Origin of the sequence: Halocatena salina (genome assembly GCF_023115355.1) — an archaeon.
Lineage (GTDB): Archaea > Halobacteriota > Halobacteria > Halobacteriales > Haloarculaceae > Halocatena > Halocatena salina.
Genome location: NZ_CP096019.1, coordinates 2,400,906 through 2,427,552, shown reverse-complemented (window position 1 = coordinate 2,427,552; position 26,647 = coordinate 2,400,906). Strand labels below are relative to the sequence as shown.

General features: G+C 59.1%; 28 protein-coding genes. 7 read left to right on the top strand and 21 right to left on the bottom strand.

The genetic code is table 11. From position 1 onward, the window contains the following. Positions 1–26: 26 nt before the first annotated feature. Positions 27–2,216, bottom strand: coding sequence for a CHAT domain-containing protein (locus MW046_RS12450; protein WP_247993426.1), 2,190 nt, complete (start codon positions 2,214–2,216; stop codon positions 27–29). Further along, positions 2,213–2,926, bottom strand: coding sequence for a DUF7504 family protein (locus tag MW046_RS12445; RefSeq protein ID WP_247993425.1), 714 nt, complete (start codon positions 2,924–2,926; stop codon positions 2,213–2,215). The genes MW046_RS12450 and MW046_RS12445 overlap by 4 nt, the downstream gene beginning before the upstream one ends. Before the next feature lie 148 nt (positions 2,927–3,074). On the opposite strand from MW046_RS12445, the gene MW046_RS12440 reads away from it, so the two are divergent. Next, on the top strand, positions 3,075–4,145 hold the full coding sequence (locus MW046_RS12440; RefSeq protein WP_247993424.1) for a TrmB family transcriptional regulator: 1,071 nt from the start codon (positions 3,075–3,077) through the stop codon (positions 4,143–4,145). A 24-nt stretch (positions 4,146–4,169) separates the two neighbouring features. Here MW046_RS12440 and MW046_RS12435 read toward each other — a convergent pair whose 3' ends face one another. Continuing rightward, complete coding sequence (locus MW046_RS12435; protein ID WP_247993423.1) at positions 4,170–5,453, bottom strand: MFS transporter; 1,284 nt, start codon at positions 5,451–5,453, stop codon at positions 4,170–4,172. 258 nt (positions 5,454–5,711) lie between these two features. On the opposite strand from MW046_RS12435, the gene MW046_RS12430 reads away from it, so the two are divergent. Beyond that, positions 5,712–6,071, top strand: a complete 360-nt coding sequence (locus MW046_RS12430) for a DUF7475 family protein (protein ID WP_247993422.1) — start codon at positions 5,712–5,714, stop codon at positions 6,069–6,071. 41 nt (positions 6,072–6,112) lie between these two features. On the opposite strand, the gene MW046_RS12425 is transcribed toward MW046_RS12430, so the two are convergent. Genes MW046_RS12425 through MW046_RS12395 form a run of 7 tightly spaced genes read right to left on the bottom strand, consistent with a single transcriptional unit; the run spans position 6,113 to position 11,855 of the window. Further along, the gene (locus tag MW046_RS12425; protein WP_247993421.1) at positions 6,113–6,661 is read right to left on the bottom strand and encodes a metal-dependent hydrolase; all 549 of its coding nucleotides are present in this window, start codon (positions 6,659–6,661) and stop codon (positions 6,113–6,115) included. Beyond that, entirely contained in the window at positions 6,661–7,518 is an 858-nt protein-coding gene (locus tag MW046_RS12420; protein ID WP_247993420.1) for a class I SAM-dependent methyltransferase, read from the bottom strand. The genes MW046_RS12425 and MW046_RS12420 overlap by 1 nt, the downstream gene beginning before the upstream one ends. Next, on the bottom strand, positions 7,485–7,886 hold the full coding sequence (locus MW046_RS12415; protein ID WP_247993419.1) for a 6-pyruvoyl trahydropterin synthase family protein: 402 nt from the start codon (positions 7,884–7,886) through the stop codon (positions 7,485–7,487). The genes MW046_RS12420 and MW046_RS12415 overlap by 34 nt, the downstream gene beginning before the upstream one ends. Further along, positions 7,883–8,881: a zinc-dependent alcohol dehydrogenase gene (locus tag MW046_RS12410; protein ID WP_247993418.1), complete on the bottom strand. Its 999-nt coding sequence runs from the start codon at positions 8,879–8,881 to the stop codon at positions 7,883–7,885. Before MW046_RS12410 ends, MW046_RS12415 begins: the two co-directional genes overlap by 4 nt. Further along, positions 8,878–9,084 carry a hypothetical protein gene (locus MW046_RS12405; protein ID WP_247993417.1) on the bottom strand — a complete coding sequence of 69 codons (207 nt, stop codon included), beginning with the start codon at positions 9,082–9,084 and terminating at the stop codon, positions 8,878–8,880. Before MW046_RS12405 ends, MW046_RS12410 begins: the two co-directional genes overlap by 4 nt. A 12-nt stretch (positions 9,085–9,096) precedes the next feature. Continuing rightward, positions 9,097–9,873: a CDP-alcohol phosphatidyltransferase family protein gene (locus MW046_RS12400; RefSeq protein ID WP_247993416.1), complete on the bottom strand. Its 777-nt coding sequence runs from the start codon at positions 9,871–9,873 to the stop codon at positions 9,097–9,099. After that, positions 9,870–11,855, bottom strand: coding sequence for an aldo/keto reductase (locus MW046_RS12395; protein ID WP_247993415.1), 1,986 nt, complete (start codon positions 11,853–11,855; stop codon positions 9,870–9,872). Before MW046_RS12395 ends, MW046_RS12400 begins: the two co-directional genes overlap by 4 nt. A 73-nt stretch (positions 11,856–11,928) precedes the next feature. Here MW046_RS12395 and MW046_RS12390 point away from each other — a divergent pair, with 73 nt between their 5' ends. Continuing rightward, the gene (locus MW046_RS12390; protein ID WP_247993414.1) at positions 11,929–13,050 is read left to right on the top strand and encodes a glycosyltransferase; all 1,122 of its coding nucleotides are present in this window, start codon (positions 11,929–11,931) and stop codon (positions 13,048–13,050) included. 37 nt (positions 13,051–13,087) lie between these two features. On the opposite strand, the gene MW046_RS12385 is transcribed toward MW046_RS12390, so the two are convergent. The 4 genes from MW046_RS12385 to MW046_RS12370 form a co-directional block, all read right to left on the bottom strand. Further along, positions 13,088–14,881, bottom strand: a complete 1,794-nt coding sequence (locus MW046_RS12385; RefSeq protein WP_247993413.1) for a ribosome biogenesis/translation initiation ATPase RLI — start codon at positions 14,879–14,881, stop codon at positions 13,088–13,090. Positions 14,882–14,963: 82 nt separating this feature from the next. Next, entirely contained in the window at positions 14,964–15,353 is a 390-nt protein-coding gene (locus MW046_RS12380; RefSeq protein WP_247993412.1) for a DUF2267 domain-containing protein, read from the bottom strand. 72 nt (positions 15,354–15,425) lie between these two features. Continuing rightward, positions 15,426–16,166: a helix-turn-helix domain-containing protein gene (locus MW046_RS12375; protein WP_247993411.1), complete on the bottom strand. Its 741-nt coding sequence runs from the start codon at positions 16,164–16,166 to the stop codon at positions 15,426–15,428. A 134-nt stretch (positions 16,167–16,300) separates the two neighbouring features. Then, a complete protein-coding gene (locus MW046_RS12370) occupies positions 16,301–16,978 on the bottom strand; it encodes a helix-turn-helix domain-containing protein (protein WP_247993410.1) in 678 nt (225 codons plus the stop codon). Between the two features lie 227 nt (positions 16,979–17,205). On the opposite strand from MW046_RS12370, the gene MW046_RS12365 reads away from it, so the two are divergent. The 3 genes from MW046_RS12365 (at position 17,206) to MW046_RS12355 (ending at position 20,479) form a co-directional block, all read left to right on the top strand. Beyond that, positions 17,206–17,637 carry a universal stress protein gene (locus MW046_RS12365; RefSeq protein ID WP_247993409.1) on the top strand — a complete coding sequence of 144 codons (432 nt, stop codon included), beginning with the start codon at positions 17,206–17,208 and terminating at the stop codon, positions 17,635–17,637. 75 nt (positions 17,638–17,712) lie between these two features. After that, on the top strand, positions 17,713–18,807 hold the full coding sequence (locus tag MW046_RS12360; protein WP_247993408.1) for a putative sulfate/molybdate transporter: 1,095 nt from the start codon (positions 17,713–17,715) through the stop codon (positions 18,805–18,807). A 439-nt stretch (positions 18,808–19,246) separates the two neighbouring features. Further along, entirely contained in the window at positions 19,247–20,479 is a 1,233-nt protein-coding gene (locus MW046_RS12355) for a CBS domain-containing protein (RefSeq protein ID WP_247993407.1), read from the top strand. Between the two features lie 22 nt (positions 20,480–20,501). Here the strand turns inward: MW046_RS12355 and MW046_RS12350 are convergent, their stop codons facing one another. The 4 genes from MW046_RS12350 to MW046_RS12335 all read right to left on the bottom strand — a co-directional run bounded on the left by MW046_RS12350 (position 20,502) and on the right by MW046_RS12335 (position 22,256). Next, positions 20,502–20,768, bottom strand: coding sequence for a hypothetical protein (locus MW046_RS12350; protein ID WP_247993406.1), 267 nt, complete (start codon positions 20,766–20,768; stop codon positions 20,502–20,504). A 50-nt stretch (positions 20,769–20,818) separates the two neighbouring features. Then, positions 20,819–21,091: a hypothetical protein gene (locus tag MW046_RS12345; protein ID WP_247993405.1), complete on the bottom strand. Its 273-nt coding sequence runs from the start codon at positions 21,089–21,091 to the stop codon at positions 20,819–20,821. Between the two features lie 73 nt (positions 21,092–21,164). Further along, the gene (locus MW046_RS12340; protein ID WP_247993404.1) at positions 21,165–21,704 is read right to left on the bottom strand and encodes a hypothetical protein; all 540 of its coding nucleotides are present in this window, start codon (positions 21,702–21,704) and stop codon (positions 21,165–21,167) included. 192 nt (positions 21,705–21,896) lie between these two features. Next, positions 21,897–22,256 carry a hypothetical protein gene (locus tag MW046_RS12335; RefSeq protein ID WP_247993403.1) on the bottom strand — a complete coding sequence of 120 codons (360 nt, stop codon included), beginning with the start codon at positions 22,254–22,256 and terminating at the stop codon, positions 21,897–21,899. Positions 22,257–22,659: 403 nt separating this feature from the next. Between MW046_RS12335 and MW046_RS12330 the strand changes: the two genes are divergently transcribed. Further along, complete coding sequence (locus MW046_RS12330) at positions 22,660–22,872, top strand: hypothetical protein (protein WP_247993402.1); 213 nt, start codon at positions 22,660–22,662, stop codon at positions 22,870–22,872. 11 nt (positions 22,873–22,883) lie between these two features. Here MW046_RS12330 and MW046_RS12325 read toward each other — a convergent pair whose 3' ends face one another. The 3 genes from MW046_RS12325 to MW046_RS12315 all read right to left on the bottom strand — a co-directional run bounded on the left by MW046_RS12325 (position 22,884) and on the right by MW046_RS12315 (position 26,519). Continuing rightward, positions 22,884–24,197 carry a TIGR00341 family protein gene (locus tag MW046_RS12325; RefSeq protein ID WP_247993401.1) on the bottom strand — a complete coding sequence of 438 codons (1,314 nt, stop codon included), beginning with the start codon at positions 24,195–24,197 and terminating at the stop codon, positions 22,884–22,886. 55 nt (positions 24,198–24,252) lie between these two features. Further along, a complete protein-coding gene (locus MW046_RS12320; RefSeq protein WP_247993400.1) occupies positions 24,253–24,807 on the bottom strand; it encodes a uracil-DNA glycosylase in 555 nt (184 codons plus the stop codon). A 146-nt stretch (positions 24,808–24,953) separates the two neighbouring features. Continuing rightward, entirely contained in the window at positions 24,954–26,519 is a 1,566-nt protein-coding gene (locus MW046_RS12315) for an FAD-dependent oxidoreductase (RefSeq protein WP_247993399.1), read from the bottom strand. Positions 26,520–26,647 lie beyond the last annotated feature (128 nt).

The window sequence follows — 26,647 nt, the reverse complement described above, 5'->3', positions numbered from 1 at the left end:
CGCTGTCGGACCTAACCATCAGTGCGTCATTCGATCGAGTCAAGAGACACCACATCACTCCACATAAACGATCCGTTGATCCGAACGGGAAACCGATCGTGGTGAAGATACTCTTTAATTTCTGATCGGGAAGCGGTGACCGTCGTCATGTGACCACTATTGAGATAAAACGTCTCTTCGTCTATGGCCGGCGCATAGAGCATACCGACCGGTGAGCGAATCGTTGGGTGGCCGTGAATATCCACGAGAAACTCGTCGCCATCTGAGGCGGACGTGATTTCGGCGAGGATTGAGGTACCATCGTGTCGTTTCACGACCGCTCTACTGGGATCGCCCACGATCATATACTGCTGTCCGGTGAGAAAATCCTCACTGATGATATCGAGAACACCACTGAGGCTGAATCCGCCATTGAGTAGTCGTGCGACGGTGCGACCGATCTGGGTGGCCGGTGTGTTACCGATGTTCGCTAGCGTACACAGCCCGCTAACCGCACCGCGTTCCACCAACGCCTTGCCCTGCTCGTAGGAGCGACAGCCGTTGAGAACGAACATCCGGGTATTGACTGTTTCGAGCGTACAAGCGTCCAACCAGCCGTCCTCACACTGGAGTCCGTCTGCGTCGACGTGTCCCACGTAGTGGACGAGATCGTACTCCTCGGCAAACAGCTCTCGAAGATCGGCACAAGACAATTGTTCACGTATTGTTACTTCGAAATCCATTTGCTCCCGTTGTCCGTACAGTTCGGCGACGTCCGATTCGGCCTCCATCCGTACGTCGTTGCTGATCACTGCCACTTCGTACTCAGTCGCTGTGACCTGATCGAATCGGCGCTCGAACGCGGAGAGTATCGGCTTTGTACCCTGCATCGGGTACCCATCTGCAAGCCAGAGCTGGGCGATGCTCTCAGAAGATGGGGGGCTATGGATAACCGATGAACGGGCACTGTCGAAGCTGTTTTCCGAGGAGCGAGTTGGGGATCCCGACCGCACCAGTGGCTCACCAGTTCCACTGCGTGTTTCATCCTCACACGAGGTCGCGTGATCTGCCGCTCGATAGAACGCCTCGATCTCTGGGGAATCCGAAGGAGGCGACCACGGGCAACTCATCGGGAGACACCGGATGGTGCCGAGGCTCGCAACGACGAACGGGAGATATGGAAGATAGTTCCCAACCGGTCGAACGTCGGCGGTCACCGGCCAGCGCGGCACGAGATCTTCGATGAGATCGAACGGGACGGAGAGATACTCCTGCACCTGTTTGGCAAGGGATCGTTCGTGAAGTGTTGCAAAATCGATCGCGATGGTATCCGAGAGGCGTTCTTCGAGTGCTGTGCGTTCCCCGAGTGGAAGCTGATACAGCCCCTCCGTTCGCGTGATGCAATCGAGCGTGAAGACGTGTTTGAGCAGGCGAGCGACGCCGTGTTCGAGTCCCTCGCCGCGATCGAGAGGGATGGTGCTGTCGCCAGCCACGAGGCGCGGAGACTCCCCGGGAATGACGACGGCGTTCAGGTAGTAGGCCAGCGGGGCGACCGGATAGATCGTCTCAAGAGTGGGAGGTACCTCGATGCGGACGCTCGCCGTCTCCTTGGTCCGTTCTAGATCTGTGGCCGCCTGAAAGCACTCACCGCGCTCGAACAGCGGAGGATGACCCCGTAGCGTCGGAAACGACCGCTCACAGGAGGTGGTTTTCAGCGCCGAACCCAGACAGGACAGCGCACGCATGACATCCCGAGGCTGGTCGGTCGTCGTTACCGTGGCCGCCGGTGCGTCGTGAAACGATCGCAGCCCCAACTGAACTGTCTCAGCCCCTCGACAGTCGATGATCCGGCCCCGCTCGTCAGTGTGAGAAATCTCTATCTCGCCCTCAACGCGCAGATACACCTTCAGACCCAACGAAGCGATATCAACAGTGTGCTGCCTTGCTGACAACGAGGCGTGCTCGTGCTTTGCGAGTTCGGCACAGACGAGTCCATCATCTCCCTGAACGAGTACCGGATTGGACTGATTGGTCCAGATCGCAAGCGGAGACAGTTCGTAGGCCACATCCACGGGGAATCGAAACTGAGCACTCGGACAGCGTGCTGGCCGCACACGTCGACTCGTCGAGAGTTGGGCCCGAACCCCCTCGATGTCGTCGACGAGATCGAGCGCTGGCGGCTCAGACCCCGACCGGGGAACGACGCGAACGGCGTCTCTGAGCTCGATTCCGTTCATCGTCGGAGGGGTAGCCAATCGGTCAAATGATCCGTTTCGAGCAGATGCCACTGGTGTTCGACGATCCCATTCGACTCACGAAGTTCGATATGGATGTCGATCGGCGATTTCAACGCAGCGAGCGTTTCAGAATCGGGTGCACCCGGGAGATGAAAGTGGCCCATACCGCGCACCGCTAGGATATCAGTTCGGAGGGCACGGATGAACGTTTCAGTCGCAGAAAGCCCGTCGGTATCCAAGAGAACACAAAGCGTTGCGATGCCGAGCCGAAGCTCCCCCGGTTTCGTCCGGTCGTCTCGAATAGTCTCTCTGACTGAATCGTACAGGATCGCGCCGAGTCCGGTCATCGACCCGGACAAGCCGATATCCGGTTGGGAGTGTTCGAACGCCGGATCGACCGTACCAGCGACATCGCGTACGACATCCGTGTAATCAAGCTCGGTTACGCTCGAATGGGTCGGAGTTATGTTCTCGGGAAGATACTGAGCGTCGAGACCCGGTGTCGCATCCGTAAGCGTCAGGACGCGCTGTCGAGACTCATCACACTCACCGAAGAGCCGACGGGATTGGGCGGCTCGAACCCGTTCATCTACCTGACCAGTCACGAGCACACAACAGCCACGACGTTTGAGCCTCATGAGTGTAGCGGTGAACGATTCCCCAGTACGTGTTGGCTCCGAAACGTTCGGAGTGTTTGAAACGTGTTTCATGATGTCCATAGTATTTCCCATTAAAACATCAACCTATCGGAGCCAAGTAACTATATTCTATGGGTATGAGACGGGAATATATCCGTGTTCGGGACGAACTGGGCCATGCACGTATTTATGTGTATCCCGAAAGAATCTGTGATCGGGAATGGAGACCGACGAACTGATCGCCGTCCTCGAAGATGCTGGGCTGTCTCCATATCAAGCGGACGCGTACGCAACCCTACTGGAGCGGGGATCTGCGGCCGCGAGTGAGATCGCATCGACGAGCGGGGTTCCACAACCTCGAATTTACGACGTGCTCCGCGCGCTTGAGGAGCAAGGATACGTCACGGTGTACGACCGTGATCGGCTGTACGCTCGGGCAAACAGTCCGAACGACGCTCTTGCCGGACTCAAAACGGCCGTCCAGCGGTACGAAGCTGCGATCGAGGAGATCGAAACACGGTATCAGGAACCGGAAGTTACCGATAGTAACGTGAGCCTGGTCCAGCAGTTACGAACGGTGTTCGACCATGCCCGTGACGCCATCGAGACGGCCCACGATCACATTCAGGTGGCAGCTACGCCCAGCCGATTCAGGGCACTGCAGCCGCTGCTGGCGGAGGCCTACGACCGTGGTGTTCATGTGCATCTCTCGCTCTACTCGCCCGCCGACGAAGCGCTTCCGTTCGACAGAGCCGCGTTCGAGGGCGTCTGCACCGAAGTCCGGCGACGCGAACTCTCCGGTCCGTTCCTCGTGTTAGTCGACCGGGAACAGGCGTGTTACGCGACGACGGACCGGCTGACCCAAGAATACGGCGTCCTCGTGGACGATTACACGACGGCGTACGTTTTTCACTGGTATTACCTGACACGGCTTTGGGAGGTGTACGAGACGATTTACACCGATCGGAACGATCAGCCCCCATACTCGTTCGTCGAGATCACCGAATGCATTCGTGCCCTCGAACCCCTCCTCGAAGGGAAAGAACGAATAACGGGACGGATTCGTGGGATCGTCACCGAGTCCGGCCGGGAGTGCCAGCTCACGGGAGAGTTCATCGCCGTGAACTACACAGGGTCTCAGACCGATACGGAGGGTACATCCCTCGTGAAACTCGCTGCTGAGGCACAGATCCACTTCCAAACGGAAGAGACCGTCTACACTGTCGGCGGACGTGGTGCACACCGAGAAGACATCGCTGGCAAACGATTCACGGTCGATCGGATCGATTGATCGCAGTATGCGAATTAAAACGTCTCAGGCGGGCGTCTCGCCCTCGCTGACTGACCGAACGACAGTAGGGAGCAGTCCCGTGACACCAACGAGGAGAACGGTCAGCCCGAGCGCAGGGACGAACGCGACACGCAACGAGGTCGCTTCCGCGATGGCACCGATCACCACCGGACCGACTGCAAATCCGCCGTAGCCTGCCGTCGAAACGGCGGCGATCGCCTGTTCCGTGGGTAGCCCGGAATCGTGGGACGCTGCGAGACTCAGCGCAACCGGCATCATGCCAGCGAGTCCGAGACCCAACACTCCGAACCCGACCACTGTGATCAACGGTCGAGCCACGAGCGTCAGTGCGATCCCGATGGCAGCGACGACCGCCGTAAAGCGGAGGAATCGCTTCGGATTGGCACGTTCGACGGCGTGGTCCGCGAGGAACCGACCGAGCATCATCGTACCGGAAAACGCTGCGAAGCCGAGAGCACCGACAGTTGCGGTGCCACCGGCACTGGTTTCGAGATACACGGCGCTCCAATCGTTGCCGACGCCCTCGATGAACAGCGCACAGAAGCCGATGACACAGAAGCCGATCAGGGTTCGGGATGGCAGTACGACAGTACGTCCCGTTCCTGCGTCAGGGGCTTTCGGAAGCAACCATACGCTCGCTACGAGTCCGGTAACGAGCAGGACGACGCCGACGAGCGTGAAATGCATCCGAACGGAGAGACCGACGCTGGTCGCAACCGCGCCGAATCCTGCACCGACCAATCCACCACCGCTAAAGAGTGCGTGGAAACTCCCCATGATTTGGCCGGGATAGGCCCGTTCGATGCGAACGCCCTGAGCGTTGGCCGCGACATCGGTCACACCCTTTCCGAACCCGAACACGAGCGCCACCCCAACGAGCGTTGCAAGCCCATCGGTAACTGTGATTCCCACGAGTGCGAGGCTATAAACACCGAGTCCGACGCGAATGACGTTTCGACCGCCGTAGTGTGTGACGATAACGCCACTCGTCAGCAGTCCGATGATGCTCCCGAACGCGAGTCCGAGCAATGCGATCCCGATGTCCCCTTCCGAAAGTGCAAGCGAACCACTGACCGCCGGGATACGCACCGCCCATGTCGCAAACACCGCCCCGAGAATGCCAAACACGATCGAATCTGCGAGACGAGCGCGTCGTGGGTGACCGTCGCCCGACCGAGACGGAACCGACTGGCGACTGTCAGAAGCCTGCTCCGTGGACCGCTCAGCGTCGTTCTGTCCATCGAACAGATCTACTACCGAGTCAGGAAGATACGTTCGAAAACTCATCGTCCGACGATCAACGACAGACGCTAATAAGAATTATCAATCCATTTAACAATACCTGTTGTTACACGCGACACCACTCCAGAACAGGACGAGGTCCGTTCGGATCTGGACCTGCGATAGATTGGACAGATATCTATCTCATTCGAGCATCAATAAAATCTTTTATATAATGATATCCGTGAATCAACGCGGTAGATACACGAATGAGCGGTGTTGTGGACGGTCGATTTATTGAGCATCAGTTGATGATATACTACAATGAACCGATCCGAGATCGATACTGAGTCACTCACCACAGCTCATTGGATCGCCATTGGACTCTCGATCATCACCGGTGTAATACATCTAGTGTTAGGTGTGATGTCTTTTCCCGGGGTGTTGCCCGTCACGTTTCTGCTCGCGGGAATGGGCTTTTTCGTGGGGATCGGCCTGCTGTTGTGGGGATACCGCCGTTCGCTCTATGTGATCGGTGTTCCGTTCGTCGCCGTACAGATCGTGTTGTATCTCTGGATCAATCAGCGCTCAGATCCAGCGGTCTCTCCGATCGAGGGTATCGATAAGATCGCTCAGCTCCTTTTGATCGGGGTTCTCGTCGTTCTCTACCGGCGTGACGAGTAGCCGTCCGATCGTCTCCCGTCCGTGACCGGCACAGCGCCGAATTACAGGATCTTCTCGAACTGGTTCGGAAGCCGTTTTCGAACGATCGTGTACGGAAGGGCGAGGATGACCGTCAAAACCGCAATCCACCGTGGCAGCCCATCGAGACACACGGCGACCGGCGTCGAGAACGCCACTGTGAGCAGGAGGTCCTCGGGTGCCCCGTCGTATCGGACGATGTACTGGGCTCGGAGCCACCGCCCACGGAGATGGTCGTAGACGGCGTCCGGATTCGTCCGTTCCCAGGGCCGGAGTTCCTCACCCGCGCCGAGCACGTCGCTCGCCGAATGGACGGCCGCGGCCCCGACCACGACCGCAGCCACGATCGTGATCGGTGACACCACCAGCGCGACCACAGCGAGCGCGATCGCTGGCGGCCAGTACAACACGGGAAAGTGAAGCGTCCGTCGGTGGTCTCCGAACAAGAGATCTACGTCGGGGAAGGCTCCCCCGATCGCTCCTCCAACGGCAGTGCTAGCAGCGAGATCGGGCGCGACGACCGCTACGGGTAGCGATAGGGCCATCCCGACGGCGATATGGGTAAGGACCATCACGGTTCGGGCGTACGGTAGAGGAAATCATACTGGTGGGCGACGTAGCTCAGCGTTCCGGCTTCGAGCTGTCGCCGTCGTGTTTTGAGCCAGTCGTTCGCCTCGGAACGATCGCCGACAGCGGTCTCGACGAAGCCGAGGATCGCAGCGAGAAACGTTCGCTCCTCGCCGGGATACGTCCCATCCCGCGGTCGGACGATCCAATCTGAGGAGGCGACTGAGAGCAGACTGCCATCGCGCTCGCGGAGATGATCGAGCACGTGTCGCCCTGCGTGAGTGTCGCGTCCGGGTCGTTCATCGATGGCGTCGTGATACGCCGCCGTGATCGCTCCGTCGGCTGGGTGATCGGGCTGGAAGATCGTTCGGCCGTCGAACGTGAGTGGTGCGTACACGAGGCTGGACGGTCCAAGAGCGGCTTCGAAGGCGTCGAACGCCACTCGAATCGGGACGAGATCGAGGAACGAGGCCGCAACGAGGAGATCGGCGTTCTCGCCGTCGAACGCCGAGAGGGCATCACCCTGTTCGAATCGGACGACCAACCCCTCGATGCGAAATCCCGAGTCGATCGGCTCGGCGTCGAATTCGGCTATCCGCTGTTTGCGGGCGTGTTCGAGCACTGCCGGCGACCGATCGACACCGCGGTACGTTCCGCCATCGACGCCCCAGTCATGGAGTCGAGCGACCATCGTGCCCGTCCCACACCCGGCCTCGAGGATGCGCGGATCGTCCGGAAGAGCAGCCATCAGGCGCTCTCGAACCCGTGGGGAAAGTGCCCGACGATCGACGGACTGTTTCGAATCGAGATACTGTGGATCGGCGTGATTCATCCGTCGAGAGAGCGGTGGTGGCTCGCCCACGCCGAATCGTCCTCCCAGAGACGGACGACGAGAGCCGTCGGATTCGGCTCGGGGATCTCGTTTTCGACGCGATCACCGAACAACCGGGCAAATCGCTCGACGCTCGGATTGGTTCCCTCGAACTCGGGAAGATCGTTGAGCTTGGCGTCCCGGTATCGTTCTTCAAGATCGTCGAGAACAGCGTTCACGGCGTCGATGTCGACGAGGTAGCCGTACTCATCGAGCGTCGGTCCAGCGAACCGCAGTTCGACGGTGTATCGGTGACTATGAACGTCACCCTCAGCCCCCGGGTCGGGGACAGTGAGATAGTGCTGTGCGACGAAGTCTCGTGTGACCGCGAGTTCGTACGTGTGGTTCGTGTTCGTCATGGGTAAGTCAGAAGCACTTGTAAAGGGGATTCACTCCCCTCGTCGAGCAGTCGGTACGCCGACGGTGCGTCTGTGAACGGAATGCGGTGGGTGATCAACGACGCGACCGGAAGCGTTCGAAGCTGATCGAGCGCGGTGTCGACCCGCCGTGATTTGCTCCAGCGGCCACGAAGCTCGGGTGATAGTGTACTCACCTGACTCGATTCGATGGTGATGCGATCGCGGTGGAAGTTCGTTCCGAGATCGATCGGTGCTTGCTTGATCCCGTACCACGATCCGACGACGACACGGCTATCATACCCCGCCACGGAGATCGCGTCGTCGAGCACCGCCGGTCGACCGGAGAGTTCGTACACGAGATCCATCCCGTCCTCGTTTCTCGTGACTGCTGAGAGATCATTGGGCGCGATGGCCTCGTCAGCACCCATTTTCTGGGCGTGTTCACGTCGATCTGAGAGCGGGTCGACCGCGACGAGTCGCTCTAGGGGAAACGCGGAAAGCACCCCGATCGTACACAGTCCGACGACGCCTGCACCGAAGACGACGACCCGTTCCCCGACGCGCGGACGGCCATCGAGCACGAGCGACGTCGCCGTCTCGACTGCGGGGAGTATTGCCATCGTTTCCCCGGTCAGGTCGTCGGGTACCGAAACGAGGGTATCGGGCTGTGTCGCGAACCGAGACTCGTGGGGATTGAACGCGAAGACGTGCTGGCCGATGCGGTCGTCAGTGACCGCTCGACCGGTCGAGACGATCTCACCGACCGCAGCGTACCCATACCGGAGAGGAAACGAGAGATCACCATCGAGTGCATCGATGGTCTTATCGGCTGGAAGTTCCGTAGGGACCTCTCCGCGATAAACGAGGAGTTCGGTGCCGCAGTTGATGGCCGAAATGCGCGTTTCGACGACTACCTCATCCGCAGCCGGATCGAACGTCGTCGTCCGAAGTTCGGTCTCGTGTGGCGCGGTGAAATAGAGCGACCGCCGATTCATCGGTCATCCCCCAGTGGTGGTCGAGGTATGGGGACGTCAGCCCCCGCTGATGAGCGTTTTACACCGGTTTCGACGGTGACTTGACCGCGAACGGTCCCATCGAGAACCGACCGCCGTAGATAAGGGATGGCGGTGGACGATCCCCAATCGATCTGGAGGATCGGAAACGGGACCACGCAGTTGCCTGTGGTGTTCACACCCACTGTACATCTCGATCAATAATGTTCCTTCTGCCGATCGAGGTAGCCCGCCACGGCGAGATAATCCCGCAGGAACACGAGCAAAGACGGCGGAAGGACGACGATTGCGAGCGTTTCGACCGTCTTGGGTGAAAGGACAGGGGCTAGCGCGACAGTGATGAACACCATCTGTACTCCTGCGAGCGGCCGCCGAACTGCGCTTGGCGGTAATTTTTCGACCGGTTTCCCCTGTCGGTGGCGCAGTCCACGACCAGCCTTGAAGAGATACCGCGCGGCCGAAAGCGACAGATACCAGACGGGCAGCCGACCCCAGAGCACGGCAACGACGGGAGCAACCAGAAAGCCGAGCGTATCAAACGCCATGTCCAGCTTCGTGCCGAGCACCGTCGTTCGCCCCAGAACGCGGGCTGTGAGTCCGTCGGCCCAATCGAGCAGACAGCCCGAGCCGTAGAGCAATGCTGGCACCCACGCCAGAGCTGGTGTCGGTTCGACGACAGCAAATCCAGCAACAGCCGCAAAGGCCGCACCGCGGGTAAGCGTCACTGCGTTTGCGAGCCCGAGTGTGTCGTACACCCCCATCTCCGTATCGACAGGATGGTTCGTGTCGAGATGCTGTTGGAGGAATCGAAGCTCAAAGATCCCGACGATGGTCGTAGGAACGAACCACTGCGTTGCGATAGGGGGTGCCGTAACGAGGGCGACGCCGCCCGCTCCGGCGAGTAGCGCAAACGCAAAGAGGACGACGGCGACGGTCCAATCACGTCGAAGACTGGCTGTAGTGGTCGTCGTCACGGGGATCGGTCGAACTCCGGATCTTCAAGCGTCGCGATCCGTTCGCAGTCCTCGGGAGTGAGTTCGAGCCGAGCAGCCGCGAGGTTCGCAACGATGTGATCACGGTCGATACTAGCCGGGATCGGAACGACGCTGCGCTGGACGTTCCACGCGAGCACGACTGCCGCAGGTGACCGCCCGTGTCGCTCGGCGATGGACGTGAGGATCGGATCGGAAAGGAGTCCCGGCGCGGAGAGAGGAGAGTGGGCCATCACCCTGATGCCTCGCTGGTGACACGCCCGAACGAGTTCGGTCCGGGGACGGTAGGGGTGTGACTCGATCTGTACGACAGCCGGTAGAACGCGAGCCGAACCGACGATGGTCGTCAACTGCTCCACCGAGACGTTACAGACCCCGAGCGTCCGCACGAGTCCGCGATCGTGGAGCCGTTCCATTCGTCGCCACGTCCGAGTCAGTGACACGTCCACCGTCTCCGGCTGCCCATCGTCGTCGGTCGGGAAGGCCATCGCTTCCTGTTCGGTCGGTGGTTTCGTGGCGAGATTCCGCAATGGACCTTGATACGCCCACGCCGTGGGCCAATGAATCATATAACAGTCGAGTGACTCCACGCCGAGCGCGTCGAGACTTCCTTCACAGGCTTCCGCCACGTGACCGTGGTTCGTGTTCCAAACCTTGCTCACGAGAACCAGCCCGCTACGGTCGGGCGCGCCGGGGGCAGCGAGCAACTCGCCGATCCGCGCTTCGTTGCCGTACAGTTCTGCGGAGTCGAACAGCCGATAGCCTGCATCGAGCGCGGTCGTGATGGAGTTCCGTCGGTCGACGTACTCACCATCCCGATAGCGCGAACACCCGAAACCGATCGGTGGCAGTCGGATCCCGGCAGTGCGTTCGCTTCCGTCGAGAACCGACCTATCGTCCGCAACGGGACGAACGGGCGGTGGACGAGGCGTTCGAGACGAGACGGGATGGTCAGCAACCGACACCGGCTCACCCGAGGATGCGGCTGCTTCGATGGCATTGCAGACTGCGACGATATGCCGCCCACGGCGGCCCCCAGTCGTCGGTCGCCGTCCGCGCTCAATGGCGACTGCGAGCCGCTCGGGACCGTCGAGATACCGCTGCTCGCGCCGGGTGAACTGACAGGGTGCGGCGACGTACGTTCGTCCCGAACCCCCGACTGAAACGGTATCAGTCTCGGTATCGAGTGCTCCGCTGTCTGCGAGATAGAGCGAGCCGCCGTCGCCGTGGAGTTCGAGGCTATTGAATTCGCGGCTTCGGTGGGGTGCGTACAGGCTTGCCGTGAGCCGAACCACCAGCCCGGTTGCGAACTCGATGGTCGCCTCCACGTGGGAGGCTCTATCGGGCGACCGTGACGTTCGTGTGGGCCATACGTCGAGCGCGTCTGCGATCCGAACGCGTTCGATGCGGCCGAACCACGCGACGAGAAGCGTCAGCGGATAAACAGCGCCGTCGTACAACGGTCCCGCTTCGAGGAACGAGCCGGGATCGTCGTGCCACTCCGTCACCCGACCGACGTGTGCATGAACGTATCCAAGGCGAACCGTTCCGAGACGTCCGTCACCGAGTAACGATTCGGCGTGGCGCTGAGCACCACCCCTGTGGTTGATCGGAGCACACCCTAGCGCGAGTTCGCGCTGTTCGGCAGTTTCGAGGAGCGCTTGGGCCGCTTCGACGTCGAACGCGAGGGGTTTCTCGCTAAAGACATGTCTATCATCCATTAAACACTGCTTCGTGACGGCCGCGTGAGCGCCGTGGCTCGTGAGATTCACGAGGAGTGGCACAGTCTCGTTGTCGAGCAACTCCTGGAGATCGGCGTAGGGAACTGCCCCGGTGGTGGCAGCGAGTCGAGCGGCTCGATCAACATCCAGATCACAGACTGCTGTCAGTTCGAGTGGTGATTCGGAGAGACCAGCCGCGTAGTCCTCTGCGACCGATCCCGCACCAACAAACGCACACTTCACGACGGACCTTTCGGGTGGAAACGCAAAAAGGTGGAGGGCGTAGAGTTATTGAAAGTCGACACGAATGCCGTATATGGCCCGCGTTGCTGTTCTCCACAACACTCTCGATTTTCATGGTGGAGCTGACGCCGTTTGTCTCGCTGCCTGTGAGGCGCTCCAGACCGACCATGACGTCACACTGGTTACCGTCTCGGAGACGAACCCAGTAGCGCTCGCGGATCGATTTGACGTCTCCGTCGCGGACCTCACCGTCAGGATGCCACCAGTCGCAACGGCGATTTCGAGGACGCTTTCGGCTGGCGTTCCGTGGATCGGTCCACAACTCGCGTTCCGGAGTGTCGTGCTCTACCGCTTTTTTCGATCATTTGCTGACGAATTCGATCTCGCGGTGAGCACGGCAAACGAGTTCTCCCTATCGCTTCCATCGGTCCAGTACGTCCATTATCCCCAGTTCAATCTCCACCGACTCCCCGAGGCTGCTCCGGGCCGTCTGAACCGTCTATGGAGTCGTCTCGCCGGTCCCACGCGTGCCGAGATGGCCGATCACGACGTCACACTGCTTTCGAATTCCTCGTGGACAGCGTCAGTGGTCGACACGATCTACGGCGTCCGGCCGACCGTGTGCTTTCCCCCTGTCGGGCCGATCCCGTGTGACCGTCCGTGGTCGGATCGCGAGGCGGGGATCGTCGTGACCGGGCGACTCGCCCCGGACAAACGAGTGCTCGATGCGATCACGGTGATCGATCGCCTCCGCGAACGAGGATACGATCTTCACCTCCACGTCGTCGGAGCCACACCACGGGCGTACCGAAATTACGCCGAACGGATCACCGCCAAAGCCCGTGAACGACCGTACGTCGTCGTGGAACAGAACGTCACACGCAGCCGGCTCGAACGACTGTTGTGTACACACAGATACGGCCTGAATATGAAGCCAAAAGAGCATTTTGGGATGACTGTCGCCGAGTACGCCATGGCAGGGATGATTGCGTTCGCTCCCGCAAGCGGGGGCCAACAGGAGGTGCTCGACGGTCGTTCCGACCGGCTGTTCGCTTCCCTCGAGGAGGCTGTTACACTCATCGTACGAGCAGTGGAGGCCGACGAGCCTCCCACGTGTTCCACAGGGCGGTTCTGCCGGAAAACGTTCCGGAGATCCCTTCGATCGCACGTCGACAAACTTCTCGAAGCGCAGTGAGACCCGGCAGTTGCAAGCAGTCGTTCAGGTGGGAGATCTACACGACGTAGTAGTTGTCGGACGATTTCTGCTCCCGGTCTTTCTGGCTTCCGGGTTTGTTTGCCCGGGGGCGGCCGGTAGTTGGATCCTTCCGGAAGGTCACGCCCACGGTCTGTAAGAACCGATTTATCCCGTGGTGAACGGGCCGCGGGGACCGACCGATCCCTCGTGTTCCAGGATCACCTTCGAACACCATGGTCTGATCAGAAACGTAGTCGAGGAGGAGCAGATCGTGTTCGATAACGAGGCAGTACACGTTCTCTCGGGTGACGAACTGGCGCAGCGTCGCACCGAACGCCGTTCGCTGCCGGGCGTCGAGATACGCAGACGGCTCGTCTAACAGGTACAGCTGTGCGTCCCGACCGAGCGCGAGCGCGATACTCACTCGCTGTAGCTCACCGCCCGAAAGATCAGACACCGCTCGTTCTGATAATGAATCGAGGTCGAACGACTGCCAAAGATCGGTTTCGTACGGTTGGCTGTGGACACCGAGGTGACTGGCGAACAGTTCTTCTACCGTGCCCTCGAAGGCGGGTTGCAGATACTGGGGTTTGTACGAGACGCTGACGTCAGTGCCGAGCTCGCCCTCATCCGGCGTGAGAATTCCCGCAAGCAGCTTTGCGAACGTCGTTTTTCCCAGCCCGTTTCGACCGAGGATGCCCAGAACCGCCCCCTCACGAAGCGTTCCCGGTTCAATGCGCAACGAAAACGATTCGAACGACGTCTTCAACGTCGGGAACTCGAACGTGTCCGTTCGATGATCGGCGTAACGTGTGGAATCTCGAAGGAAGTCGATGGCCTGTTCTCGGATCCGGACGTTTTCGTCGCGCAAATAGCCTTCGAGAAACTGATTGATCCCGCGTCGAGTCGAAAGCGGCCGCGAGACGACACCGAACCCCGCCGGTTCGCCGTACACCACGTGAACCGTATCGGCAACGACGTCTAGCGTGATGAGGTCGTGATCGACGACGAGCGCCACGGAATCCTCGGTGTACTCCTGTATCGTTCGGGCGACGGTCAGCCGTTGATCGACATCGAGATACGACGACGGTTCGTCGATCAGATACGTATCGGCGTCGGCCACGAGCGTCGCCGCGACCGCAACACGCTGTAACTCTCCACCGGAAACGTTGTCGACGCGCCGGTCAGCGAGCGCACTGAGATCGAGGCGTTCGAGGAGCTCATCGCACGCGCCCCGTTCGTCGCGCTCACCGAGGAGCTCAGCAACGGTCCCGTCGTACTGATCGTGCACCCGATCGATCCGCTGGGGTTTGTACACTGTCCGAACGGCCCCATCCCGGAGCTGTTCGAGATACGTCTGTACGGCCGTGCCGCGAAACTCACGAACGATGGTGTCCCATCCCGGATCGACTGCGGAATCTCCGAGGTTCGGTTTCAACGAGCCGCTGAGTATTCCGAGCGCGGTCGATTTGCCGACACCGTTCGGACCGAGCAAGCCGACAACGCGCCCCTCGGCCGGTCCAGGTAGTTCGTAGAGACGAAACCCGTTGTCCCCGAACTGGTGAACCAACTCACCACGTTCGGCAGGAAGACGAACGATTTCGATCGCGTCGTTCGGGATCTTGTTTGCGACGATCCTGTGTTCCTCGATCACTGCCTCGTCATCGATGTGTAGCTCTCCGTTGTCCGTCAAGTGAAACCCCTCGTCTCGTCCCGCCTGATTCAGGGGATCGTATTTCAGCGCAATGTCTCGAACCTCGTCGGTGACCTTCTCCTGATCGATCACCGCCACGTACTTGTCTTTTTGCGCTGCTGTAGTGGGGTCTCCCATGCGAACGAGTAGTGGACCAGACCACAAGTGAATTTCCGCGGCTCCCGCACACGCAGACGGTCATCGACGCCCAACCGGGCGTTTAATAGTTTTCAGAACTCAACAGCTTGAATAGATTGTCGTATTCGCTCGGAAGTTGGTCTCGAACGTCCCTGAATTCGCTTTCGGGCACGGTGTCCGCGACGACATCGAGAACGACTTGCGCGTAGAAGTTCGCGTCGGACTGGTCCGTTGAGGCACGGTCTGCGACCCGATCGACGAATTCGTCGTAATCGATCCGTTGTTCAGATTGGGCCTCCGTGAGGAACCGGTCGATCTCCATGGGTAGTGGGGCCGCGAGATCCGTCGCTTCGCCCGAACCGAGCCGCTCCCCGAGCGTGGTAAGTGTTGCGCGTGTTATCCTGAGTGCCTCTCCTTGCGAGGCGAGTTTTGCTCGTTGCTGAACCTCGCCGAGGAACGTATCGAAATCCATAATTGTGGTTGTAGGGACGGCCGGTTAGCCATAGTGGTTGATAATGCATGTCGATCGTCCCGGAGGACCGAACTACAGGGACAACGTCGATGAGGGGGCTGTCGGCGAGACGGAGGACGTTTCGATGAGTGTGGATCTGATGAGCGTGTCGTGCCCACGACGCAACCGTTCGGAGAGAGCTTGGTGAGAGACGTTCATCTTATCCGCCAGTTCCTCGAGCCCGATCTCCCGTGGAACGTCGAAATATCCGTCTCGGCACGCCTGGGTGAGAACCGTATGCTGTGCCGGTGTCAGCCCACACTCGACCGCCCGATCGGAATCGAGAGACCGAATCGAATCGATCGTAACGGACAGTTCGTACCGCTCACAGCACTCCATCGCGGTCCGGACGTCCTCACGGGTGGGATAGAGGATTTCGACGGACCATCCCGAACGGACGCCTCGATTGCTGAGCAAGATACCTTGAGATTGGAGGAGGATCTCGATGCAACGGTGAACGTCAGGAGTCCATTCTACCCGGTATAAGTGCCGGTCCTCGGTTCGGCAAAGTTCTTTGGCAGCAAAAACGGTCGGATCGTTCTCCAAGACATCTATCAGATCAGCTTCGTCCGTGTTGGCCCACAACATGGACATATTGGCCGTCTCGCCTGCCGCTGCGAGCGGGGCACACTCGACGGTGAGATCCGGAATCGTACTGAAGGTTTCGTGCAGTGCGAACGCCTCGGTAGGAAGACGTCCACACACGAGGGTACTTTCGTCTCGGTGACCGATCCCAGCGACCCGGGTCGCGTTCCGTTCGGTTCGGATACCCATGACTGTTTGATTGGGTACTACCCCGGTAAGTATTTCCTTGAGTGTCCGTCTATTAATTCAGCCACAACCATAGAATAATAATTGCCCGGAGGATCGGTTGCTCACTGGCCCTTCAGTAGTGAAGGTCCCAGCAGTCATTCCCAGCCCGTCGTTCTCTCGCTTGCCGTGTTAGAGATGAGCGTTTCTCGTACCAGTACGGAGAGACCGCGACGGAGGCGCTGAGACAACGCAGAATCGCTGATGTCCACCGCATCAGCGAGCTCAGTGACGGAACTGTCTCGCGGCACGTTGAAATACCCCCGGCGATACGCCATCGTGATCGCTTCTCGTTGTTTGGCTGATAACGACGATTCGTCGGTCGAGTCGGTCGAACTATGCAGCTGCCGAAGCAACAGCGGAATGCCACTGTCGGTAACGGCCTGATTGAACGCCGTGAGATCCTCGTGGGTCGCAAAGCGAAGCCGGAATCGCCACTCTTCTGTGGTACCCTCGGCTTTGAGCAGGCGGGCATCTGCGTCGATCATGATCTGGATAAGTCCGCCGATCTCCGCTTGCCACTGCACTTCGAACAGCTCTTCGTCGTTCGCTGTCGAAATGATCCGAACGAGTTCAGTTTGGGAATGATCCTGAAGCGCCGTCTGCACCGCCGATCGGTCGTCGTGTGACACCCACAACAACGGCAACGGCTCGGAGCGAAGCGGGACGATTCGTTCAAGGCGTACGGTGAGGTCTTGAAACTCGCTGAACACCTGTCCCAGTTCGAAACTCTCGGCTGGGATCGTGATATCGACGACGATGTTTGTTTCAGTCATGTGTGCCCGAGTATTGCTGTATCGTTGTCATTGATAACAACGGATATAGAAGCTTCGATATTCAAGGGTTATATAAGGAGTGCCGAGCTAACATATCCAGCCGTCAGGGATCGATCGCGTCCGGTATATCATCCATGGCTCCTGTGTGGCCGGTGGATCCTCGGACGTTTCCGTCGATTGCTCACCCAGCGGACAATATTTACGACTCGACGTCGTAACCTCCATCGATGTCCCGGAACATTCTCGTTCCGATCGATAGCTCCGAGCAATCGCGTGAGGCATTGGACTATGCGTTGACAGAACACGCCGAAGACGACATCACTGTCATTCACGTTCTGGATCCTGCCGAGCAGTACGCTTACGGCGGGGTAGAAGGTGGGATGGTGAATCACGAGGCCATTCAAGAGCAACGACGGCAAGAGGCTCAACAGCTGTTGGCGGAGGCGACCGAACAGGCCGACGCCCACGACGTCACCATCGACACCGAGATACAAACCGGATCGACCAAACGCGCCATCGTGGCGTACGCCGACGACCACGGGATGGATCACATCGTCATCGGAAGCCACGGCCGTTCCGGTGCGAGTCGTATTCTCCTCGGAAGCGTCGCCGAAGCGGTTACTCGTCGGTCATCAGTACCCGTTACCATCGTTCGGTAAGCATCGCACAGTGATCTGCTGAACAGTGACGATCCCTGCGCCTCAAGCGTGTGGGACACGGGTGGTGTTCGAACAGTGTCTTTCCTCGATCGGATCGACAATCGACGACTCGCCTTCGGCTCGAACGAGGTCACGGGAGCGATCGGTGATTCGATCACGGTGTTGCCGATCGTCGTTGCCCTCGGACTCGTAACCGGTGTCTCGGTTTCGCACGTGCTGTTGGCCTTCGGCATCTTCCAGATCGTCTGGGGTATCAGATACGGCCTGCCCGTTTCGGTCGAACCGATGAAGGCGTTGGCTGCTCTCGCCATCGCGGGAACGCTCACGTACGCCGAACTCGCCACTGCCGGAATGATACTGGGCGTCGTTCTCCTCGTGATCGGTCTCGGTGGCGTCCTCGCAACTGTCGAACGCTGGATCGGGACGCCAGTCGTCCGAGGCGTGCAGTTCGCGGTCGGGATGCTCCTCGTCGAAACCGGTCTCCAACTCGCTAGCGAAGGGTGGGTTCTCGCTGGTGTGGGATCGCTGATCGTCGTCGTGCTCGTCTGTGCAGGTTCCAAAAACGTGAGCGCGCTCGTCGTCTTGGCCGTCGGGATAGGGATCGCCCTCGGAACGGCCGGCCTGCCAGCTCCCCACTGGCCGGGACCACCGCCAGCGTCGCTCACATTCGGAATCACGTGGGCCACCGTGGATAGCGTGGTTGCGCAGTTGGCGATGACGATCGGGAACGCGGCACTCGCAAGCTCGCTGTTGATCGCCGATCGCTTCGGAGAAGAGATCACGCCCGACGAGCTGTCGACGAGCATGGGAACGACGAATCTTGTGGTGATTCCGATCGGCGGGATCCCGATGTGCCACGGTTGTGATGGGATTGCGGGAAAACACGAGTTCGGGGCACGAACGGGCGGTGCCAACGTCGTCGGCGGGATGTTGTATCTCGGGATCGCCTTCTTCACGACGGCACCGCTGCTACGCGCGTTTCCGCTGGCGATGCTTGGCGTGTTACTCGTGATCGTCGGGACGTCGCTGGCGACGAGCGTCCTTCAGTCAACCAACCGCTCGCTCTCAGTAGCTATCGGTGTGGTGGCCATCGTCGTGAATCTCGGCGTCGCATTCGTCGTTGGGATCCTCGCTCATCTGGCACTGAAACGAACTACCGCCGAAAACTGATTCGTCTGATATCGATGATAGATACGTGATACTAGTCCGTGGCGCTCGGTCACCGATCACGTTTTCAGACGACCAGTCACTACCGCACTCACACTATCGTTATCAAACCATGCCTCGAAGCACCAGATCCACGCAATCATCGCGCGCTATTTAATAGCATAACTATAAATTACGTGTATAATCCACTCCTATTACAAGCGTATGCTTGTAATGGTCGTGCTTGGAAATGTCTGGGTTGATCATGGGAATGATGTCCATTATGCCGGTGTCTCTCACTCCTTATGAATCGAGTGTGGACCGTAGTGATCGGATTGGCGTGAGCTGTCTGCGATCGCGTATTATCGGGACCGAAGGAAGATAGTCCCGCCGATGAGATTACGCGCCACAGCAGTCACTGCAACCACACGACTTTTTTCGTACGATAACACATCTTCTAGCCATGGACATCTCTGAGGCCGTGACGACCGAGCACGCATCGTTCGATCCAGAGACGCGGGTGTCGAAGCTCCGGGGGGCGTTCGACGAGGAGATACTGACGAACGCCATCCTCGTGGAGGGCGAGGAGGTCGAAGGAGTCATTCCACGAAAGGAACTGCTTGATTCCCACCACGACCCAGAAGAGAAGTTACGGACGATCGTTCGGAGTCCCCCACGGGTCAGTCGGACGGAGGATGTCCGCGAAACGGCGCGGTTGATGGTCGAAAGCGAACTGAAACTGTTGCCCGTCTATGAGGGAACACAGTTCTATGGCGTCATTACCGACCATGCCATCCTCAATCTCGTGTTGGAGCATCTAGACGCCCTCAACGTGGAGGACGTCTTCACTCGAGATCTCATCTCGGTCAAACCGGACGATACTCTGGGTCGGGTCATTAACGTGCTCCGTGAAAACGACATCTCTCGCGTGCCGGTGATCGAGGAGACGGAAGCGATCGGTCTCATCAGCGTCTTCGACCTCGTGGAGTTCATCGTGCGGAAGATGGATCGCAACCGGGGTGGCGCGCCCGACGGCTTCGATGGTCACGCCGGCGCGGGATCGTCCTCGGGCTACCGAAGCCATCCCGGCTTCGGTGATCGCTCGGGCGAATCTGCTCGAATGCTTGATCTCCCGGCCCGGGATGTGATGTCGACCCCCGTTTACACCGTTACCCCCGAGACACCGCTCAACGAAGCCGTCGATGAGATACTCGGTACCGAATACTCCTCGTTGGTCGTCACCAACCCGAACGGCACTCCGACCGGCATTATGACGACGACCGACGTTCTGCGCGCGCTGACGGTCGACGAAGAGAGCTACATGGACATCCAAGTGTTCGGTGTCGAACATCTAGAAGGAGGCCTTACTCGCGCTGATATCTCTTCTCGCATCGAGAAGATCGATGAAAAATACCAAAATATGGATATTTTAGAAGCAAACGTCGTTTTTCACGAACACCAAGAGCGCCAGCGTGGCACGCCGTTGTTGCTCGTGACCGTTCGGTTGTTCACCGATCAAGGGCGGTTCGTGGGATCGGCCGAGGAGTACGGTGCCCGCCCGGCCTTCAAGGAAGCGGCCGCTATCGCGGAAGGAAACGCCCTCGAAGACAAATCTCGAAAGCACCCCGGTGAACGACGGAATCGTTCCTCCTCACAGACCAAGAAGCTGCTCAGCTGGTGGCGCACAGCCGAGTAGCAGGTCGATCCGCTCGAACGGATCAAGATGTCCAGACGAGTTCGAGCGACAATTTCGCAGTGCAGATCGGATCGAGGAGCTGTTCGTCCTCGGTTGTGGACTCTGCTTGTGCTGAATCCAAATATCCAGAACAACGGCCTTTATTGAGTATCCGAGAGATCGTCGTGGTCGAACCACACTGTGGACAGTCGAGGAAGAGTTCGTCCTCTCCCTCGTGCAACGCGTCAGGTTCGATCATCATTCGGGCTTTCGTGGACGATTCCTCGTTCTCCAGTGATGTATCTGACATTGCTGTTGGGTGTACGGGAAGCACAAGCAAAAGTCCGAGGGACATCCTGTTTAGGATTCGAGCTTCTCGACGATCTGTTGGGCCTGTTCTTTCGCGCCGTCTTCGTCTACTCCTTCAGTCGGGATCAGCACGCTCTCGACCAGCCAATCGTCGGAATCTGCTGTTTGTCCGGTACGAACTTCGCTTCCTTGTGAAACCGATTCCGCTGCGTTTGCCGCCCAATCCGGAGTCCGTATCGTATCGAACTGATCCGGATCGTTGTATCTGACGTGGTAGTAGTTATCGCTCTCTTCGACCATCTCCGGGGACGGTGTCTCGGGCATAGTCGACTGAAGACGATCTATCGTTGAAAGCATCAGCCTGGTATTTGCAGCGACGGCCGACGGGGAGTCCGATTCATCCCGCGAGCTCGTTCCGGAACTGTCGGAGCATCGCCTCGGGATCGTCTTCTTCGATCGAGAGGGCCTCGCGTAGGTACGCGGTCTCAGCACCGTTTGCGCTGACCACGACGTCGTAGGACTGTTCGAGCGTCTCCAAGGCACGACAGAGCGCAACGACGGACGTCTGGGACTGGGTCGTCAGATCACCATCGAAGTCGTACACGTACACCGTCGCCGGCCCATCGAGACGGTCTCGAAGGAGAGCGAATCGATGATCGTCGAGATGACCGCGTAGAGCGATCGTATCGCCGAATTCATACGCTTGATGGGCCATATTCACCGCTCGTCCCCCGATCGTCACCGTCGATCGATCGGCGGTGAACGTCTCCGAGACACCGGCCGCGATCCGTTCATCGAACGCCTCACGCGAACTGAGATAGTCACCGTGTGCGTCCATAATGCGGTAGTACACGTCGGTGCTGCCGTCAGAAAGCGCGGTAAGATCCCGCTCAACCGGATCGTCGCGGAGCATCTCTGCGAGTTCGGCGTGGCCCATACGGTCACTACGTGGGACGAATACGAAAGCACCGTTTTGGTAGCGTTTCCGGTGGTCGTCACACCCACGCGATCATCGACGAATCGATGTCTATCAGACCCCGTGAACCATCTGTCGGAAACGTCTCACTACGTGATCGTATTATACAACGGAGTGTGCCACAGCGCCGCCGTTCGGAAGAGTTACGTCCCCTTACATACCGACGACGCCGATCGCGTCGGGCGTGACGATACCGAGGATAGCGAGCACGTATAGGATGATCAACGAGGCGACCCACGCGATCAGCGCAATGCCGATCGCGCTGAGCCACCCGCCGGGGTAGCGCCAGTTGATCACGCCAAGATACGCCAGTAGCCCGAGGAGCGGGCCGAGAAATGGGATCCATCCGAGGAAGAAACCCACGATGGCCCACACGACCGAAGCGATGAGTGCTGTAATGATCGCATACGTGAAGCTCTCTGTGTCGGTGATGATCCGTGCACCGATGTAGATGCCAGTTGCTCCGACGAGCAGACTGATCACGAATACGACCAGTGTGTCGATGAACGCCATATATGATTTGACGAGCCTCCGAAAGCTACTCGTTCTGTCTTCCAATACAAGGTCGCGGACCGTCGTGTGTCGTGAGCGGTCGACGATCCGTCGCGGCGGTCGTTCGGGCGACGGGGACGTCAGCGGCCAACGATTTCCGCGTGAACGGCCCTAAGAATGGGGTATCGTTGGATGATCACGCTCGTGTTGAACAACGCCTACACGTGAACTTGTCTTTACAAGCATGCGCTTGTAATGAAATTCACCCCCGTTAGCATCCAGCTACCTCCTGTATCGATCGGGGAGCTGCGGAAATGGCTACACTTGTGGAAGGGTTCACTTCCACCGACACCAATACAAACTTGATCGTCCGTATCATACTTGTAATTGCCCTGCCTGTTCGACAGCAGGGGGAGGGAAACAAATGGCCCAAAACAGTGGTCTTACCCCGGCGGAGAAAACAGGATCGTCAACGACGGTGACGATTATCTGCGATGAATGCCAACGCCGGCAGTCGATCGGACTATCCGCTCCAGCCACCCTCGCCGATCGGCGTCCCGACGGTGTAGTCGAAAGTGTCTGCCCGACGTGCGGGGAGATAACCGTCACCGGATTCCGGTACATTGACGACCAGTGAGCGATCCATGGTCACCGACTGTGGATATCCGGGCGTGATTCAGCGCCCGAGTACTGGTAGTTTTCGAAGCGAACGCGAACGACGACGTTCTCACCGGTCGATTCGGTAATGCGTTTGTCGATCGTTTCTGCCACTCCAGAGGGGTTGTTATCGCCATCCATCCGGCTCACGACGACTGTGATCGTCTCAGGGGAGCTGAACGGACCGGGACCGTTGTACTCGGTTCGTATCGTAACTGGTTCGAGAGACTCGTATTCGGAATCATCGAGGGTCGTCTGCACTTCGTGATTGACTGTTTGTTCGAACGAACTCTGCTGATAGAAGGCTCCTGCCGTGAGAACCGTGAGGACGAGCAAAACGATCCCCGTCGCAACTACTACCCACGTTCCGGCGTCGACCGAAATGAGCCATCCTTGGCGGGGGGGACGATACTGGAACCACCACAGCACGGCGAACGCGCTCGCGTTGATCAGGAGAAGTGTAAGTATCAACAACAGCAGCGAACCGACGGCCAGCCGAGGCGCGCCCCACATGGCGGCAATACCGACGGTCGCAGCCGCAGGGATGAGTGCAGCCGCGATCATTACGCCAACGAGTGACGTAGAGCCTTTGGTCGTCAACGCAAAGGCACCAGCGGCGCCGGAGGCAACGCCGATCAGGACGGTGAGCCAGCTCGGCGCACTCCGGAGGGAGATCAGTTCGACCGTCGAAACGTCTAGCGTGTTCGGCACGATCCCACCGAGCTGTAGACTGACGCTACAAAGCATTGCCCCGAGAATCGCCACCATGAAGCCGAGCGCCTGATTCCGAAGGCTGTGCAACAGCATTTCCCGATCACCGGTGGCAGCACCGACAGTCGTAGTCATCACCGGTCCGATGATCGGGGCGATAACCATCGATCCCACGACGACCGCCGGAGAGTCCATGAGTAGCCCCACGGTTGCGACGATCGCGCTCAGAAAGATCATCACGAGAAACGACCGCAGATCATAGCTGATGTCTCGGGCTTTCGAACGGAGTTCGAGGCGGGTCAACGTGTCGAAATCACTCGCGAACCGATCGAGAAGCGATTCCGTTCTGGGCGTCACCGCTCCTTCGAGGCTTACGATGGTGGTGTACTGGTCCTCGTCGATCCCTACGTCGTACAACTGATCGAAAACGTACCCGATCGCGTCAGTCGGCACCGGAAACTCGATGAGCCACTTGGTGGCATCGGGATCGTTCGTCTGGACCCGCTGTCGGATGTAGTCGATTTCCTCCGCATCGAGGACATCGGTGACGGTGTCGCGTTGGTGATCGGAAACGAGTATCTGAACGAGACGCACACCGAACCGACGACGGGCAACGGGAAAAATGTGCCCTGCGATCGTCCTCGGTATGCTATAAACCTATTTTGTCTGCGGCCAAGCGAAGATCCTCCGCGAGCGCGTCTACAGTGCTTTCATCGTAGAACGACGCTGCTGGGTGGTACGTTGGAACGACGAGGCGACCGGATCGCTCGTAGGCTTGCCCCCGGAGGGCCGAAATCGTCCGATCGGTGTCGAGCAGCTCGCGGGTGGCAAACGTCCCGAGCGGTACCACGACTGTGGGATCGACGCGTTCGAGTTCCACGTCGAGAAGCGGTTTCCATGCGTCGATCTCCGCCCGGCGGGGATTGCGATTTTCCGGTGGTCTAACCTTCACGAGGTTCGTGATGTACGGCTCCGTTCGGTCGAGACCGACGTCGTCGAACATCGAACGGAGTCGCGTCCCCGCCGGTCCGACGAACGGTTCGTTCTGTTTGACTTCCTGTTCACCCGGGGCCTCCCCGACGAAAACGATCTCCGCGTCGAGCGACCCACTGCCCGGAACAAAACGGGATCGGTCGTACTGATCCCCGGGAACGTTCATAAGCGCTTCTTCGAATTCAGTTTCGAAATCGGGTTCCATGGTCATGACGTGGCGAATAACATCGAGAGGAGTGGTCTCTCGACATCATCCATCGTGGATGAATGTGAGCGAGCGGTCGTTATCAATCACCGCCTTTTGCTTTCCGGGACGCTTTTCCACAGCGTTGGGTGTAGTGAGATCGGAGAGGTCATTCATCGTTCGTCCTGCATCAGGTGGTCGTACTGGTCGAGGTTCGCTACTGCCGGTGTGTCGAGGACAGTGCCATCGAGGTCGAAGCGGGATCCATGACACGGACAGTCCCAGGATTTCTCCCCGTCGTTCCACGTGAGAAGACATCCCATGTGGGGACAGATCGCCGAGACGGCGTGGAGCCGTCCCGATTCGTCGCGGTACGCGGCGACGGGATCTCCCTGTTCGGTGAGGACTGTCGCTTCATCCCGATCGAGCTGAGCACGGTCGAGACGAGGGGGACTACCGATTCGATCTCCGATTCGGTGTTTTACAGCGTGGGTATTGTGGGTAAGCAGCCGTCCGAGGGAAGACCCACGGTGGAGTCGTGTCGGCCGATACACCGGGCGATAGGGGTTCTCTCGACCGAGGATCAGATCGCTGAGGAGCCGTCCAGCGACAACACCGTTTGTCATCCCCCAGCCACCGAACCCGGTCGCCACGTACAGATGGCGCATCTGGGGCGCGAGCCGTCCCACGAACGGGACGCGGTCGATGGCGACGTAATCCTGTGTCGCCCACCGGTACTCGATCGAGTCGATGTCGAACCGTTCGCGGGCTTGACGCTCCAAGCGGCGGTAGTGCTGTATCGTGCTGTCTCCGTGACCCGTTCGGTGGTTCTGCCCGCCGATCAGCACCATCGACGCGTTATCAGCGGGCTGTGGCCGCACCGAAAAATACGGCTCCTCGGGATCGTAGTACAGTCCCTCAGGCGGATCAGCAGCGAGGCGCGCACCGATGACATACGAGCGTTTGGGAGTGAGCCGAGCGAAGTACAGGGCAGGATCCCGGATCGGGAAGTGCGTTCCGATCACGACATCGTCAGCGGTCACCTCACCGCGGTCGGTCGTCACGCGACACGGTGAGCCGTCCGTCACGTCTTGGACCGTCGTCTGTTCGAAGACGTGGCTGCCATCGCCCGGGAGGGTTCGTGTGAGTTCGAGCAGATATCGTCGGGGATCGAACCGCGCTTGGTCGGTGAACTCGACGGCTGCTTCCACGTCGTACGGCAGATCCGTCGATTCGACGTAGGAAGCGGGAAGCCCGAGATCACGCGCAGCTTCGACCTCCGCTCGGATCTTCTGGCGCCCGTCTTCGGACTCGGTGTAGGTGTATGCTGGGGTGCGCACGAATTCACAGTCGATGTCGTGCGTTTTGATTGTCGTCTCGACCCTGTCGATTGCCGCCTCGTTGGCACGAGCGTACTGACGGACGTGTTGCTGGCTGACGTGTTCACAGAGGTGGGCGTACAGCAGGCCGTGTAGCGACGTGAGTTTTGCCGTCGTGTGGCCCGTGACTGCACGAAGGATCCGATCGCGCTCGATCAGGGCAACCGACTGACCGGCGTTTCGGAGTTCGTACGCCGTCGTGATGCCCGCAATTCCGCCTCCGATAACGGCAGTGTCGACGCTCACCTCGCCATCAAGTGCTTCATACCCTGTTTCGGGGGTGGTATCGAACCAGATCGGCTCGTGTTGCCCTGCCAGTCCGGTCGGGGGGCTGTCGTCCGGAGCGTTGGTGTCATCCATATCGATCACCGGGTGTTATGACAAAAGTAAATCGACACACTCAGATCAGAAGGTCCTTCACCCGGTAAATACTGGGCGACGTCATCGCAAAGGGTGCGGGGGATCGACTTGACACTGCTTGGTGAACC

Bases quoted from the DNA above. Each gene is read 5' to 3' on its own strand.
- MW046_RS12450 (WP_247993426.1), bottom strand. From the start codon at position 2,216: ATGAACGGAATCGAGCTCAGAGACGCCGTTCGCGTCGTTCCCCGGTCG.
- MW046_RS12445 (WP_247993425.1), bottom strand. From the start codon at position 2,926: ATGAAACACGTTTCAAACACTCCGAACGTTTCGGAGCCAACACGTACT.
- MW046_RS12440 (WP_247993424.1), top strand. From the start codon at position 3,075: ATGGAGACCGACGAACTGATCGCCGTCCTCGAAGATGCTGGGCTGTCT.
- MW046_RS12435 (WP_247993423.1), bottom strand. From the start codon at position 5,453: ATGAGTTTTCGAACGTATCTTCCTGACTCGGTAGTAGATCTGTTCGAT.
- MW046_RS12430 (WP_247993422.1), top strand. From the start codon at position 5,712: ATGAACCGATCCGAGATCGATACTGAGTCACTCACCACAGCTCATTGG.
- MW046_RS12425 (WP_247993421.1), bottom strand. From the start codon at position 6,661: ATGGTCCTTACCCATATCGCCGTCGGGATGGCCCTATCGCTACCCGTA.
- MW046_RS12415 (WP_247993419.1), bottom strand. From the start codon at position 7,886: ATGACGAACACGAACCACACGTACGAACTCGCGGTCACACGAGACTTC.
- MW046_RS12410 (WP_247993418.1), bottom strand. From the start codon at position 8,881: ATGAATCGGCGGTCGCTCTATTTCACCGCGCCACACGAGACCGAACTT.
- MW046_RS12390 (WP_247993414.1), top strand. From the start codon at position 11,929: ATGGCCCGCGTTGCTGTTCTCCACAACACTCTCGATTTTCATGGTGGA.
- MW046_RS12385 (WP_247993413.1), bottom strand. From the start codon at position 14,881: ATGGGAGACCCCACTACAGCAGCGCAAAAAGACAAGTACGTGGCGGTG.
- MW046_RS12380 (WP_247993412.1), bottom strand. From the start codon at position 15,353: ATGGATTTCGATACGTTCCTCGGCGAGGTTCAGCAACGAGCAAAACTC.
- MW046_RS12375 (WP_247993411.1), bottom strand. From the start codon at position 16,166: ATGGGTATCCGAACCGAACGGAACGCGACCCGGGTCGCTGGGATCGGT.
- MW046_RS12370 (WP_247993410.1), bottom strand. From the start codon at position 16,978: ATGACTGAAACAAACATCGTCGTCGATATCACGATCCCAGCCGAGAGT.
- MW046_RS12365 (WP_247993409.1), top strand. From the start codon at position 17,206: ATGTCCCGGAACATTCTCGTTCCGATCGATAGCTCCGAGCAATCGCGT.
- MW046_RS12355 (WP_247993407.1), top strand. From the start codon at position 19,247: ATGGACATCTCTGAGGCCGTGACGACCGAGCACGCATCGTTCGATCCA.
- MW046_RS12350 (WP_247993406.1), bottom strand. From the start codon at position 20,768: ATGTCAGATACATCACTGGAGAACGAGGAATCGTCCACGAAAGCCCGA.
- MW046_RS12345 (WP_247993405.1), bottom strand. From the start codon at position 21,091: ATGCCCGAGACACCGTCCCCGGAGATGGTCGAAGAGAGCGATAACTAC.
- MW046_RS12340 (WP_247993404.1), bottom strand. From the start codon at position 21,704: ATGGGCCACGCCGAACTCGCAGAGATGCTCCGCGACGATCCGGTTGAG.
- MW046_RS12335 (WP_247993403.1), bottom strand. From the start codon at position 22,256: ATGGCGTTCATCGACACACTGGTCGTATTCGTGATCAGTCTGCTCGTC.
- MW046_RS12330 (WP_247993402.1), top strand. From the start codon at position 22,660: ATGGCCCAAAACAGTGGTCTTACCCCGGCGGAGAAAACAGGATCGTCA.
- MW046_RS12320 (WP_247993400.1), bottom strand. From the start codon at position 24,807: ATGACCATGGAACCCGATTTCGAAACTGAATTCGAAGAAGCGCTTATG.
- MW046_RS12315 (WP_247993399.1), bottom strand. From the start codon at position 26,519: ATGGATGACACCAACGCTCCGGACGACAGCCCCCCGACCGGACTGGCA.